Source organism: Nocardia sp. NPDC051756, from assembly GCF_040681495.1.
In the GTDB taxonomy this organism is placed as follows: domain Bacteria; phylum Actinomycetota; class Actinomycetes; order Mycobacteriales; family Mycobacteriaceae; genus Nocardia.
Genome location: NZ_JBFAYV010000006.1, coordinates 113,565 through 126,550, shown reverse-complemented (window position 1 = coordinate 126,550; position 12,986 = coordinate 113,565). Strand labels below are relative to the sequence as shown.

9 protein-coding genes are annotated in these 12,986 nt (G+C 68.0%); 4 read left to right on the top strand and 5 right to left on the bottom strand.

Annotated features, from left to right (window positions below):
- Positions 1-62: 62 nt before the first annotated feature.
- Both AB0M22_RS26925 and katG read left to right on the top strand, forming a co-directional pair.
- Positions 63-506, top strand: coding sequence for a Fur family transcriptional regulator (locus AB0M22_RS26925; RefSeq protein ID WP_364732336.1), 444 nt, complete (start codon positions 63-65; stop codon positions 504-506).
- A 34-nt stretch (positions 507-540) separates the two neighbouring features.
- The gene (katG, locus tag AB0M22_RS26920; RefSeq protein ID WP_364732333.1) at positions 541-2,760 is read left to right on the top strand and encodes a catalase/peroxidase HPI; all 2,220 of its coding nucleotides are present in this window, start codon (positions 541-543) and stop codon (positions 2,758-2,760) included.
- Between the two features lie 57 nt (positions 2,761-2,817).
- On the opposite strand, the gene AB0M22_RS26915 is transcribed toward katG, so the two are convergent.
- Positions 2,818-4,200, bottom strand: a complete 1,383-nt coding sequence (locus AB0M22_RS26915; RefSeq protein WP_364732330.1) for an acyl-CoA dehydrogenase family protein — start codon at positions 4,198-4,200, stop codon at positions 2,818-2,820.
- A 293-nt stretch (positions 4,201-4,493) separates the two neighbouring features.
- Here AB0M22_RS26915 and AB0M22_RS26910 point away from each other — a divergent pair, with 293 nt between their 5' ends.
- Positions 4,494-6,260 (top strand): FAD-dependent oxidoreductase, encoded by a 1,767-nt coding sequence (locus tag AB0M22_RS26910; RefSeq protein ID WP_364732327.1) that lies wholly within the window; start codon positions 4,494-4,496, stop codon positions 6,258-6,260.
- Here AB0M22_RS26910 and AB0M22_RS26905 read toward each other — a convergent pair.
- Together AB0M22_RS26905 and AB0M22_RS26900 are read right to left on the bottom strand one after the other, a co-directional pair.
- Positions 6,221-8,440: an MMPL family transporter gene (locus tag AB0M22_RS26905; protein WP_364732324.1), complete on the bottom strand. Its 2,220-nt coding sequence runs from the start codon at positions 8,438-8,440 to the stop codon at positions 6,221-6,223. The two genes, AB0M22_RS26910 and AB0M22_RS26905, sit on opposite strands and share 40 nt — an antisense overlap.
- A gap of 11 nt (positions 8,441-8,451) precedes the next feature.
- Entirely contained in the window at positions 8,452-9,678 is a 1,227-nt protein-coding gene (locus AB0M22_RS26900) for a hypothetical protein (protein WP_364732322.1), read from the bottom strand.
- A 91-nt stretch (positions 9,679-9,769) separates the two neighbouring features.
- Here AB0M22_RS26900 and AB0M22_RS26895 point away from each other — a divergent pair, with 91 nt between their 5' ends.
- Complete coding sequence (locus AB0M22_RS26895; protein ID WP_364732319.1) at positions 9,770-10,405, top strand: helix-turn-helix domain-containing protein; 636 nt, start codon at positions 9,770-9,772, stop codon at positions 10,403-10,405.
- Here AB0M22_RS26895 and AB0M22_RS26890 read toward each other — a convergent pair.
- Entirely contained in the window at positions 10,389-12,185 is a 1,797-nt protein-coding gene (locus AB0M22_RS26890) for a fatty acyl-AMP ligase (protein WP_364732317.1), read from the bottom strand. The genes AB0M22_RS26895 and AB0M22_RS26890 overlap by 17 nt on opposite strands.
- The gene (locus AB0M22_RS26885; protein ID WP_364732314.1) at positions 12,182-12,985 is read right to left on the bottom strand and encodes an alpha/beta fold hydrolase; all 804 of its coding nucleotides are present in this window, start codon (positions 12,983-12,985) and stop codon (positions 12,182-12,184) included. The genes AB0M22_RS26890 and AB0M22_RS26885 overlap by 4 nt, the downstream gene beginning before the upstream one ends.
- Position 12,986 lies beyond the last annotated feature (1 nt).

Genomic DNA, 12,986 nt, shown 5'->3' with positions numbered 1-12,986 from the left:
GGCGCCGAGCCCGCCGATGTCAATGCTTGACTCGTTCCAGAAGACCGGCAAGACTTCCAGGCGTGCCTACGGCCACCGAATTCCAGCAGATGCTGCGGGGAGTTTCGTTGCGCGTGACCGCTCCGCGGGTCGCGGTGTTGAGCGCGGTGCACGAGCATCCGCACGCCGACACGGATTCGATCATCCGCGCCGTGCGCTCCCGTCTGTCGGCGGTGTCGCACCAGGCGGTGTACGACTCGCTGCACACGCTCACCGCGGTCGGCCTGATCCGGTGCATCCAGCCATCCGGCCTGGTGGCCCGCTATGAGACGCGGATCGGCGACAACCACCATCACGTCGTCTGCCGGACGTGCGGTGCGATCGCCGACGTCGACTGCGCGATCGGCGAGGCCCCCTGCTTGACCGCGTCCGATGACAGCGGCTTCGTGATCGACGAGGCCGAGGTCATCTACTGGGGTTTATGCCCCGAGTGTGCGGCCGCGCAGGCCGCCTCCGTCCGTCCCTGATCGCAGCCCGCATCACAATTCAGGAAGGAATGTCGTGACCGACAGCCCCACTCCAGGTTCCGAGACTCGCAGCGAAAGCGAGAGCGAGAACCCGGCGATCCCGTCCCCCACGGTCAAGACCGATCAGCGCCCGCACACCAACCGCGACTGGTGGCCGGAGCAGATCGACGTCTCGGTGCTGCACGCCCACTCGCCCAAGGGCAACCCGCTCGGCGCGGACTTCGACTACGCCGCGGAGTTCAGCAAGCTCGATGTCGACGCGCTCAAGGCCGATGTCGCGGCGGTGCTGACCAATTCGCAGGACTGGTGGCCGGCCGACTACGGCAACTACGGCGGCCTGTTCATCCGGATGAGCTGGCACGCGGCCGGCACCTACCGCATCGCCGACGGTCGCGGCGGCGGCGGTCAGGGCGCGCAGCGGTTCGCGCCGCTCAACAGCTGGCCGGACAACGCGAACCTGGACAAGGCGCGCCGGCTGCTGTGGCCGGTCAAGCAGAAGTACGGCAATAAGATCTCCTGGGCCGACCTGCTGGTGTTCGCCGGCAACGTGGCGCTCGACTCGATGGGCTTCCAGACCTTCGGCTTCGGCTTCGGCCGCCCCGACATCTGGGAGCCGGAGGAGATCTTCTGGGGCCCGGAGGACACCTGGCTCGGCGACGAGCGCTACAGCGGCGAACGTGAACTGTCCGGCCCGCTCGGCGCCGTGCAGATGGGCCTGATCTACGTGAACCCGGAGGGCCCGAACGGGCAGCCCGATCCGGTCGCCTCCGCCCGCGACATCCGGGACACGTTCGGCCGCATGGCGATGAACGACGAGGAGACCGCCGCGCTGATCGTCGGCGGCCACAGCTTCGGCAAGACGCACGGCGCGGGCAACCCCGACCTGGTCGCCGCCGAACCCGAGGGCGCGCCGATCGAGCAGCAGGGCCTGGGCTGGAAGAGCGCCTATGGCACCGGCAAGGGCAAGGACGCCATCACCAGCGGGCTCGAGGTCGTCTGGACCTCCACGCCGACCCAGTGGGGCAACGGCTTCTTGCAGAATCTGTACGGCTACGAGTGGGAGCTGACCAAGAGCCCCGCCGGCGCGTGGCAGTGGAAGCCGAAGGACGACGCGGGCGCGGGCACCATCCCCGATCCGTTCGGCGGCCCCGGCCGGACCCCGACCATGCTCACCTCGGACCTGGCCCTGCGCGAGGATCCGATCTACCGGGAGATCACCCAGCGCTGGCTGGAGCACCCGGAGGAGCTGTCGGTTGCCTTCGCCAAGGCCTGGTACAAGCTGCTGCACCGCGATATGGGCCCGGTCAGCCGCTACCTCGGGCCGTGGGTGCCGGAGCCGCAGCTGTGGCAGGACCCGGTGCCGGACGTCGACCACACGCTGATCGACGAGCAGGACATCGCCGCGCTGAAGAGCAAGGTGCTCGAGTCCGGCCTGTCGGTCCCGCAGCTGGTCAAGACCGCGTGGTCGTCGGCGGCGAGCTTCCGCAGCACCGACAAGCGCGGCGGCGCCAACGGTGCGCGCATCCGGCTCGAACCGCAGAAGAGCTGGGAGATCAACGAACCCGCCGAGCTGGCCAAGGTGCTGCCCGTGCTGGAGCAGATCCAGCAGGACTTCAACGGCTCCGCGTCCGGCGGCAAGAAGGTCTCGCTGGCCGACCTGATCATCCTCGCGGGATCCGCGGCGGTGGAGAAGGCGGCCAAGGACGCGGGCCACGAGGTCACCGTGCCGTTCGCGCCGGGCCGCACCGACGCGTCGCAGGAAAACACCGACGTGGAGTCGTTCGCGGTGCTCGAACCGCGCGCCGACGGCTTCCGCAACTATGTGCGGGCCGGCGAGAAGGCCCCGCTCGAGCGCCTGCTGCTCGAACGGGCCTACCTGCTCGACGTGACCGCGCCGGAACTGACCGTCCTGATCGGCGGCCTGCGCGCGCTCGGCGCGAACTACGGCGGCACCGAGCACGGCGTATTCACCGACCGCCCAGGCACGTTGACGAACGACTTCTTCGTCAACCTGCTCGACCAGAACACCGAGTGGAAGGCCTCGGAGTCGGCGGAGAACGTGTACCAGGGTTACGACCGCACCGGTAAGACCACCTGGACCGCCACCGCGAACGACCTCGTCTTCGGCGCGCACTCGGTGCTGCGCGCGGTGGCCGAGGTCTACGCCCAGCAGGATGCCGGGGCGAGGTTCGTCAACGACTTCGTCGCCGCGTGGGTCAAGGTCGTCAACAACGATCGCTTCGACCTCAGCTGATCTCGCTCGACGAAACCAGGCCTGCCGTTCGCGGTCGGCCTGGTTTCGTCTTTCCACCTACCTGCTCGGTGGGCGGAGAAACTTCAACGCGGCCTTCATGATCGGGCTCGGGACTCGATCACGCATGCTCAAAGCCGCTGCGGCGGCTTTGCTTCGAGCTTCGGTGCCGCGGCCGAACACCTTGTTCAGCGGGCCGCCCGACGGTTCCAGGTCGACGTGCAGCGGCGGCCTGCCTTCGGCCGCACCCAGCGCGTGCGAGATGACGATGCGCTGGATCTCGCTGGTGCCTTCGAAGATGGTGTACAGCTTGGCATCTCGGTACCACTTCTCGACCGGGTGGTCACTGATGTAGCCCCAGCCGCCGAGAGTTTGGATGGCGCGTTCGGTGGCCTTCACCGCCACCTCGCTGGCGGCCAGCTTCGACATCGAACCTTCGCCTCGTTCGAAGGGCACGCCGTTGGCGGCCATCCAGGACGCACGCCAGGTGAGCAGTCGGGCGCCGTCGATCTGGGTGGCCAGGTCTGCGATCGGGAACGCGATGCCCTGGTTGTCCAGGATCGGTGCGCCGAAGGCTTGCCGTTCCTTCGCGTAGCTGGTCATGTATTCCAAAGCGGCCCTGGCGATTCCGAGCGCCTGCGCGGCCACCATCGGACGTGTCTGTTCGAAAGTACCGAGGGTGACCGAGCCGGACCTGCCGCCGGTGCGGACCGCCTCGCGCCGTTTGGCCAGTGCGTGTTCGAGCTTGTCTACCCCACCGAGCAGATTCTCCATCGGCACCCGCACGCTGTTGAACTTCAACTCCGCGGTGTGCGAGGCGCGGCAGCCCAGCTTGTCGAGCTTGCGGACCAGCTCCAATCCCGGTGTGCCGCCGGGTACTACGAACAGCGCCTGACCGCGATGCCCCAGTTCCTCGTCCACGACCGCATTCACCACGTGCACATTGGCGATACCGCCGTTGCCGATCCACATCTTGTGACCGTCGATGATCCAGTCGTCACCGTCGCGCACCGCCCGGGTGCGCAGATTGCGCACATCACTGCCACCCTCGGGCTCCGAGATCGCCAGCGCCGCGAGCTTCAAATCCCCAGGTGTACCGAAACATTCAGGCGCCCACTGCAACATCTGCTTCGGTGTCGCCGCCTGCCCGATCGCCGACAAGGCCAACGCGGGCATCACAATCGCCAATCCGATGCCCGCGCACCCCCAGAACAACTCCTCCATGAACATCGGCAGCGACAACCCCGTCGGATCCCCGATGAGGTCCCGATAGAACAGCGGACTGTAGAACCCCCGCTCCGCCGCCTCCTGCAGCACCGGCCACGGAAACTCCTGCGCCCGGTCGTACTCGGCCGCCACCGGCCGAACGCACTCTTCCGCGAATTCGTGCGCCCGCTTGGCCAGATCATGCTGCGCCGCGGTCGGTGTCAGATCGAAAGTCACGACTCGGCGATACCCCACCACGCCCGAACTACTCGTATTCGATTCGCATTGCGGACCGTTGAGTACGGTCCAATGCCGCCCACGATGCGATTACACAGGTCAGGCGGTTATCGCACCCCGCCTCGACCTGCCGCACCGTGCTTGCTGCCCAGCGCCACACCGGCGACTCGGCCGACGGATGCGGGTCGGAACGCGAATTGAACGCGAGTAATTGTTCTTGTTAGAAACCTCCAGACAGCGAGGTCGACCCCCGATCCGCCGGCAGACCACGCGCTTATCGGAGGAGTCGAACAATGAACGACACTACGCCGTTTCGACCGCTGTCCCGTCGAGCGTTCATCGGGGCCGCCGCGGTGACGCTCGGTGCGGCGAGCATCCGGCCGGGTCGTGCGGGCGCTGCCGCCGCGAATCGGGTGGCGGTGCTCGGCGGGGGCATGGCGGGGCTCACCGTCGCGCATGAACTGATCGAACGCGGCTTCGAGGTCACCGTGTACGAACGCAAAGCGCTCGGCGGGAAGGCACGCAGTATCCCCACCGACCTGCCCACCGCGGGCGGGCGCGGCCCGCTTCCGGGCGAGCACGGATTCCGGTTCTTCCCGGGCTTCTATCACAATGTGCCCGACACGATGCGCCGAATCCCGTTCCCCGGCAACCCGAATGGCGTGTGGGACAACCTGGTGAACGCGCCGTCGGCGTTCGTCTCGGTCGCGGGCGAGAACATCATCGCGCCGTTCGGCCTCACCCCGGAGCTGCCGTCGGTGCTCACGCCGCAGGACATCGCCCAAACGCTGATCGGCGGCACCCGGATCGGTCTCCAGGTGCCGCCGCTGGAAGCCGCGGAGTTCGGCACCCGCATGCTCATGTTCCTCACCAGCTGCGACGAACGCCGTTACGGCCAATGGGAATACGTGTCCTGGCTCGACTTCGTCCGCGCGCCCGGCAAATCCGAGGCCTACCGACGCTTCCTGTCCAAGGCCCTCACCCGCGCCCTGGTGGCCGCCAAGGAACAGGTCGCCAGCGCGCGCACCATCGGCAATATGGCCGACGCGTTCCTCGCCACCCTTGTCCTGCAAGGCAATGACGGCGCACCCGACCGGGTCCTCAACCTGCCGACCAACGAGGCGTGGATCGACCCGTGGGTGGCACACCTGACCCAGCTCGGCGTCCGCTTCCAGACCCAGGTGACCGTGGAATCGTTGCAGGCCAACGGCGGTCGCATCGCCTCGGCCCACGCCCGCGACAGCAACGGCACAACCGTGCGGATCGACGCCGACTGGTTCGTCTGCGCCATGCCCGCGGAACGCGCTCGAACTCTGTGGGACGCACCGATATCGGCACTCGATGCAAACTTGGCCCGAATGCACGGACTCACCACCGACTGGATGAACGGCATCCAGTTCTACCTCACCACCGACGCCCCGATCATCGAGGGCCACTTGGGCTTTCTGGATTCCCCCTGGGCGTTGAGTGCCCTCAATCAAGCCCAATTCTGGAAGCAGCGCGACCTCCCTCGCGACTACGGCGACGGCACCGTCCACGACATCCTCTCGGTCGACATCTCCGACTGGAACACCCCGGGCATCCTGTACGGGAAACCCGCCTGCGACTGCACCCGCGAGGAGATCGCCGCCGAGGTCTGGGCACAACTCAAAGCCGGGCTGTACGGCGACAACAAGACCTTGTTACGCGACGACAGCCTGCACTCCTGGTTCCTCGACCCCGCCATCCAGTGGTCCGCCGCCGACCGCACCAACACCAACGACGAACCACTGCTGATCAACACCGCAGGCTCCTGGGACCTACGCCCGAGCGCGCAAACGAACATCCCCAACCTGTTCCTCGCCGGCGACTACGTCCGTACCAACGTCGACCTCGCAACCATGGAGGGCGCCAACGAATCCGGCCGCGCGGCCGCCAACGCACTCCTCGATGCCGCCGGCTCCTCGGCAGCCAGAGCCCGAGTGTTCGAGCTGTACCGCCTACCGCAATTCGACGCCGCCAAGCAGATCGACAAGCAGCGTTACGAATCCGGGCTACCCAACCTCCTCGACACCTTCTGATCGACCTCCGTCACATGCGCGACGTCGGCCGCCGTCGCTTCCCGATGATCGAATCGCGCACCCTCGAGATCGAGTTCGGGCAGTACCCGGGTCAGCCGGCTCGGCAACCACCACGCCACCCGGCCGAGTACCAGGATGACCGCGGGAACCAGGGTGAGCCGAACTATGAAGGCATCGATCAGAACGCCAACGGCGAGCGTGAATCCCAGGGCCTGCACGATCTGATCCGGCGACCACGCGAACCCGCCGAACACCGCGACCATGATGGCCGCGGCCGCGACGATCACCCGCGCGCTGCGCGAGTACCCACTGGTCACCGCCACGGAAGGCGCTGCGCCACCGCGTCGTTGCTCGCTGATCCGGGTGGTCAGGAACACCTGATAGTCCATGGCCAGGCCGTAGAGCACGCCGGTCACCAGAATCGGCAGCACGCAGATCAGCGGCCCGGGTTGGTCGACGCTGAATACGTCGGCCAGCCAACCCCATTGGATCACCGCCGTCGCGCAGCCCAGCGCCGCGCCGACAGTCAGCAGGAATCCGGCCGCCGCGATCAGCGGGACGAAGATCGATCGGAAGAACACGGTGAGCAACACCAGGGTCAGCACGACGACGATCGACAGATAGATCGGCAGTGAATCCCCCAGCTTTCTGGACGTGTCGATCGCCAACGCGACGTCCCCGGTCACCGAGACGCGAGCACCGCTGTCCGCCAACGCATCCGGCGCGGTGTCGCGGATCCGGTCGACCAGGTCCCTGGTGGCCTTGCTGGACGGCCCGGTCATCGGGATCACCGTGATGATCGCCAGATCATTACCGGCGTCGAACTGCGGCGGCAGCACCGCGACCACGCTCGGCAGCGCCTGAAGTCGTTGCGCGACCTGCGCACTCGCGTGCGTGCGGTCGGAACTGCCGGTGAGATCGACGGAGACGATGAGCGGGCCGTTGACGCCGGCGACGAAGCCGGAGGTGAGGATGTCGGCCGCCTTGTGCCTGCCGAGGCTGGGCGACGTCGTCTCGTCGTTGGGCAGCCCGGTGGCCATGCTGCCGATCGGCAGCGCGAGTACGCCGAGCAGGCCGACACAGACCACGATCACCGCCACCGGGTAACGCGCGACGAAGCGGATCCACCGCCCGTCTCGACCGCGAGACACTTTGTCGGACACTACATTCGGTGTGATCCGCTGGTCCGCGATGCCGAGCAGCGCGGGCAGCAGGGTCAGTGCGACCAGCACCGCGACCGCCACCGCGATCGACGCCGCCAGGCCCATCCCGCTGAGAAACGGTATGCCGACCACCGCGAGGCTGGCCAGCGCGATCAGCACGGTGGCCCCGGCGACCACGACGGCGCTGCCCGCGGTCGCCACGCTACGCCCCGCAGCCTCCGCGCGCGTGGCACTGCCGGCGATCTCCGCGCGATATCGGGACAGGATCAACAGGGCGTAGTCGATGCCGACCGCCAGGCCGATCATCGTCGCGAGCACCGGTGCGGTCAGGTGCAATTCGACCACCGAGCTGGTCACCATGATGACGAAGGTGACGACGCCGACCCCGACTATCGCGGTCAGCATGTTCAACCCCGCCACCAGAACCGCGCGGAACGTCGCGGTGAGGATTACCAGCGCGATGACCAGCCCGACCAGTTCGAGCGGCGAGGTAGGTATCGGCTCTTCCCGCGCGGTGCCGCCGATCTCGACGACCAGCCCGGCGTCGCGCAGCGGATCCACCGCACGGTCCAGCCCGCTGCGGTCGGCGGCGGTCAATTCGCCGGAGGTGATGTCATAGGTCACCACCATCATGGCGACCCGGCCGTCCAGCGAGATCCCGCGGTTCTGCGGATCGAGCGGACTACGCACGGCGGCAACATGATCGAGCGCGCCGATCGCGCCGACCGCCTGACCGATCGCGGCCGCGTCGGCGGGGTTCGTCACCCGCCGGCCCGGCGCCGCCTGGATCGCCACCCGCGCGGTCGCTCCCCCGGCGTGCGCTTCCGGCATCCGGGACTTGATCAGCTCGATGCTCGACTGCGCCTCCGTGCCGGGCACGACGAAACTGTTGGTCGGGCTGCCGCCGTGGACCAGTGCGAGCACACCCGTCGCGATCAGGAGGATCAACCACCCCGACACGACAGCCCACCGATGCCGGAAACACGACGCACCGAGGGTGTACAGCAGGCGGGCCATAAGCAGTGCTCCTAAGGGTGAGTCGGATCAACGTCGCGGGGTGCGGGGGTCACGGCGTAGTTGCGCACGGCTCGTTCGGCCAGTGCGTCGGCGAAGCGGGGGCGCAGCAGAATGCCGGAAACGATCACGGCCAGCGGCAACAGGCTCAGCGGATCGGCCGACGGGGTGAGCGCTTCGGCGCTGTCCCGGAAGATACCGCGGTTGGTCAGGGCCGCCCGGAGCTCGCCGAGCACCGCGCGTCGACGCCCCGTCCTGGAGGCGACACCGAGGCTGATCGCGGCCAGGCTGTGCGTGCGCACTCCGGGACGGCCGACCTGTACGCCGGCGGGCAAGCTGTCGCCGCGGGCCAGTCGCACGCCCAGCACCGGCAGGTCGACGCCGCTGGCCGCCGCGTTGAACGGCTCGACCGTGCGCGGATTGCATTCGATGTACTGCGGTATGCCGTCCTCGTGGAAATAGTCCATGGTCAGCCCGCCGTGCCACGCCAGCGCATCACCCAATAACGCAATGTGCTTGCGCGGCAACGCGTGATCCACGCTGACCCGGGCCGCCGCGCTGCCGCCGATCCCGATCGCCCGCTGCTCGGAGGTATGCACCGCGGCCAGCCGCCCGTGTTCGAACATCCCCTGCACCTGGGCGTAGTCCCCGCGCGCCGGGCGTTGCGCGAGCAGCGGACCGCGCCGGGCGAGGTCGTGCGGCGCACGCACCCGGCTGCGTTCGTCGGTGACCAGGCGCACGCCGTTGCCCGCGGTGCCGAAGGCGGCCTTGACGTAATACGGATATTCGAAGGACTGCCGGTCCTCGGCCAATTGCACCCAGTCCGGTTGCGGCAGCCCGAGATCATCGGCGAGCCGGGCGAATTCGAGCTTGCTCGCCACGCGGGCGACGCTGGCCGCCGATGAGATCGCCAGCGGCAGGCCGATCGGGAACAGCGAACGCCGACCCGCCAACAGGACCACGTCCTCGTGCGTCGAGAGCACTGCATCGAACGTACGGTCCCGGGTGACCGCGTCGAGTGCCCGGGCGAATCCCTCGGGATCGGCGCCCGCGGCCGGACCGCGGTGCACGCGCTTCAGCCATATGCTCCAGCGGCCGAGGGCAAAGGCATTGGCGGACAACGCTTCCAGGTGGTATCCCGCCGGGCCGAGCACGGTAAGGAACTCGCGTGCGGTAAGGCTGGAAACTTCGGTCAGTAGCACCCGCACCGGTGCTGCGTGGCCCCGGACTGGTGTCGACATATGATCCCCATCTGACGTTTCGTGCGCTGGTGGTACGATTCTCGCCAGTATTCGATACCACCGAGTATCGACTGGCGGGAGGTTGGTGTCAATGCCACGACCGGAAATTCGGCGTCGGCTCAGTTCTGCGGAGATGCGCAGTCGAATCCTGGCCGCAGCGGCCGCCGAATTCGCCCGCAACGGATTCGATCGCACCAGCCTCGACGAGGTCGCCGCGGCCGCCGGCTTCACCAAAGGTGCGGTGTACTCCCGGTTTTCGAGCAAGGACGAGCTGTTCTTCGCGTTGCTCGAGGAGCAGGTCATCGGGCGGATCGCCGCGGCGAAGGCCACCCTCGAACAGTCGATGGACGATGCCGGCGGCACGCATCCGGCCGCGGCGATCGGCCGCCAGATCAACGACGCGCTGGTCTCCGAGCAGGATTGGCAGATCCTGTTCGTCGAGTTCTGGCTGCGCGTGGTGCGCGACCCGCGCATCGCCGAGCAGTTCCGGGTCCTGCGCCGCCAGCTCCGGCAGACGATCGCCGACTTCGTCGAGGCGGAAGCGTTGCGGCGCAACCTGACCCTGCGGATCAGTCCCTATGAGATGGGGATCGTCGCCCTCGCGTTGTCCAACGGGTTGTCCATCGAGGAGATCCCCGACCAGGGCACAGTGCAGCAGGATCTGTTCGGCCGGATCCTGCAACTGGCCTGTGCCCCGGAGGAGTCCGACGTCAGCCCAGCTTCGTGAAGCCGCCACCGGTGTAGGTGGCCTTCGCCGCGAACCGCTGCAACTTTCCGCTGGAGGTCAACGGCAGCGTGCCGGCAGCGACGAGCACGACGTCGCTGGGCCGTAGCCCGTGTTTCTCCCCGACCGCGGCCCGCACGGCGCGGTCGATCTCGCCGGCCTGGACCTGCTTGACCCCGTCCGCGGCCTCCGCGACGGTGTCTACGATCTGCCAGCCTCGATCGATCTCGGCCACCACCACGATTCCCGCGTTTGCCGCTCCGTCGACCTGGAACGTGACGCATCGGTCGAGCCGGAGTGCGTCGTGGCCGGCCATCACGGTCGCCTCGATATCCGTCGGATAGTGATTGTGCCCGTCGACGATGATCAGGTCCTTCAAGCGACCGGTCACATACAGCTCGTCGTCGAGCAGGAAGCCGAGGTCACCTGTCCGCAGGAAACTGCCGTCCCGGTCCGGGAGCTGGACCCCGAACGACTCCGCCGACAGCTCGGGCGATTCCCAATAGCCTTGGCCGACACTGTCCCCGGCGATGCAGATCTCGCCGATCTGCCCGTCGGGCAGGGCGCGCAGCGTGTCGAGGTCGACGATCGCCATGGTGAAGCCACGGTTGGTCCGGCCGCTGGACACGATCTCGCGCCCGTTGTCCTCGTCCGGGACGAAACGGTGCGCGGCCAGCTGTTCCGGATTCGCCGTGCGCGTGCGCACGCCACTGCCGAGCGGGCCGCCGGTGACGAACAGGGTCGCCTCGGCGAGGCCGTAGCAAGGGAACAACGACCGCGCGTCCAGCCCGGCCGGCGCGAAGTGCGCGGCGAACTTGGCCATAGCGGCAGGGCGGATGGGTTCAGCGCCGCAGAGCGCGATCTTAAGGTGCGACAGATCGAACTCCGCCACCCGTTCCGCCGAAACCCGCTGCACCGCAAGCGCGTAGGCGAAGTTGGGGGCGGCCGTGATCACCGCCTTGTACTTGGCCAGGGCGGCGATCCAACGGGCCGGCTGCTGGACGAACGACAGCGGCGACAGCTTGACGATGGTGGAGTCGCTGAAGATCGGCTGGGTGACCGCGGAAAGCAGCCCCATGTCGTGGTAGGTCGGCAACCACGAAACGCCCCAGCTCTGCCTGCCGAGGTCGGCGTTGTCCCGCACAAGCGCGTTGTTGCTCAACACATTGTGATGGGTGAGCACGACACCCTTCGGCTGGCCGGTGGAGCCCGAGGAGTACTGCAAGTAGGCCACCGAATCGGCCGCGATCACCGGCAACGCGATATCGGTCGCCGCGCTGCGGTCGATGGTATCGGTGGCGAGCGTCTCCAGCCCGGCGAACCCGTCGAATCCCGCTGGGATGGCGGCCAATTGGCCCGCGATGTCGGCGGTGGTGAGCATCAGGTGGGCGCCGGCGTTGGCCCGGATGGCGGACAGCCGGGCCAGTGAGCTCTCCAGCTTGCTGATCTGCGGCGGCGCGACCGGCACCGCGATGATGCCGGCGTACAGGCAGCCGTAGAAGGCCTCGACGAAGTCCAGGCCGGGCGCGTACAGCAGCAACGCCCGGTCACCTTGGCGCGCAACGGTACCGAGCCGAGCGGCGATGGCGCGGGCGGCGGTGTCGACCGCGGCGTAGGTCAGCGTCGACGTCTCGTTCTCGCCGTCGCCGAGGAAGATGAACCTGGTGTCATCGGGTTGGCGCAGCGCCCTGGCGGTCAGCAACTCGACGAGGGTACTGGCGGCGTCACAGTCCGGATCGTCCACTTGGCTTGTGCGGCCGGTATTTTGCAGTTCGATGGTCATTGCGTGGCACTCCTGGAGCTGTCGAGAGGTTCGGCGCGCGTGGCTTCGGTCCGAATCAGTTTGCGCGCGATATGGTCGAGCACGCTGGCTCGTTGCGAGACGACGAAGAAATGGCCGCCCGCGACGAGCCGCACGCCGACCGGCCCGGCGGCACAATCGCGCCAACCGGACAGCTCGCTCGGCGATACCTTCGGATCCGCGGTGCCGCCGAACACCGTGACCGGCAGGTCGAGCGGCGGCCCCGGCCGATACCGATAGGTCTCGTTCAACGCGAAATCCGCACGGAGCAGCGTGAACAGGTTCGCCCGCAGCGTCTCGTCCGCCAGCACCTGATCGGGCGTTCCGCCGAGACTCCGTACGACATCGGCGAATTCGGCCTCCGCTGCTTCGTGGATGAGCGGCACCCGCGCGGGCGCCTGCGGCGCCCGCCGGCCCGAGACGAACAGATGCACCGGCCGTGGGTACCCGTCGGCGCACAACCTGCGGGCCAGTTCATAGGCGATGAGCGCGCCCATGCTGTGCCCGAACAGCGCGAACGGCGCACGCCACTGACCCGCCATGGCCGCGAGCAGGTCGTCGACCAGCGGATGCACATCGTCGAACGGCCGGTCCCGGAACCGCATTTCCCGTCCGGGCGGTTGCAGCGGCACCACCGAGATCTCCGGCGGCAGTACGCGGCGCCACTCGAGGAATCCCGAGGCGCCCGCGCCCGCGTGCGGCAGGCAGTACAGCGTCACCTGCTCCGCTGGCGCGGCCGGCGCGGGATAGGGCACCCACGGCGACGTCACGGCGGTCGGCATC

Coding starts and splice junctions, on each gene's coding strand:
- AB0M22_RS26910 (WP_364732327.1), top strand. CDS start 4,494: ATGAACGACACTACGCCGTTTCGACCGCTGTCCCGTCGAGCGTTCATC.
- AB0M22_RS26905 (WP_364732324.1), bottom strand. CDS start 8,440: ATGGCCCGCCTGCTGTACACCCTCGGTGCGTCGTGTTTCCGGCATCGG.
- AB0M22_RS26900 (WP_364732322.1), bottom strand. CDS start 9,678: ATGTCGACACCAGTCCGGGGCCACGCAGCACCGGTGCGGGTGCTACTG.
- AB0M22_RS26895 (WP_364732319.1), top strand. CDS start 9,770: ATGCCACGACCGGAAATTCGGCGTCGGCTCAGTTCTGCGGAGATGCGC.
- AB0M22_RS26890 (WP_364732317.1), bottom strand. CDS start 12,185: ATGACCATCGAACTGCAAAATACCGGCCGCACAAGCCAAGTGGACGAT.
- AB0M22_RS26885 (WP_364732314.1), bottom strand. CDS start 12,985: ATGCCGACCGCCGTGACGTCGCCGTGGGTGCCCTATCCCGCGCCGGCC.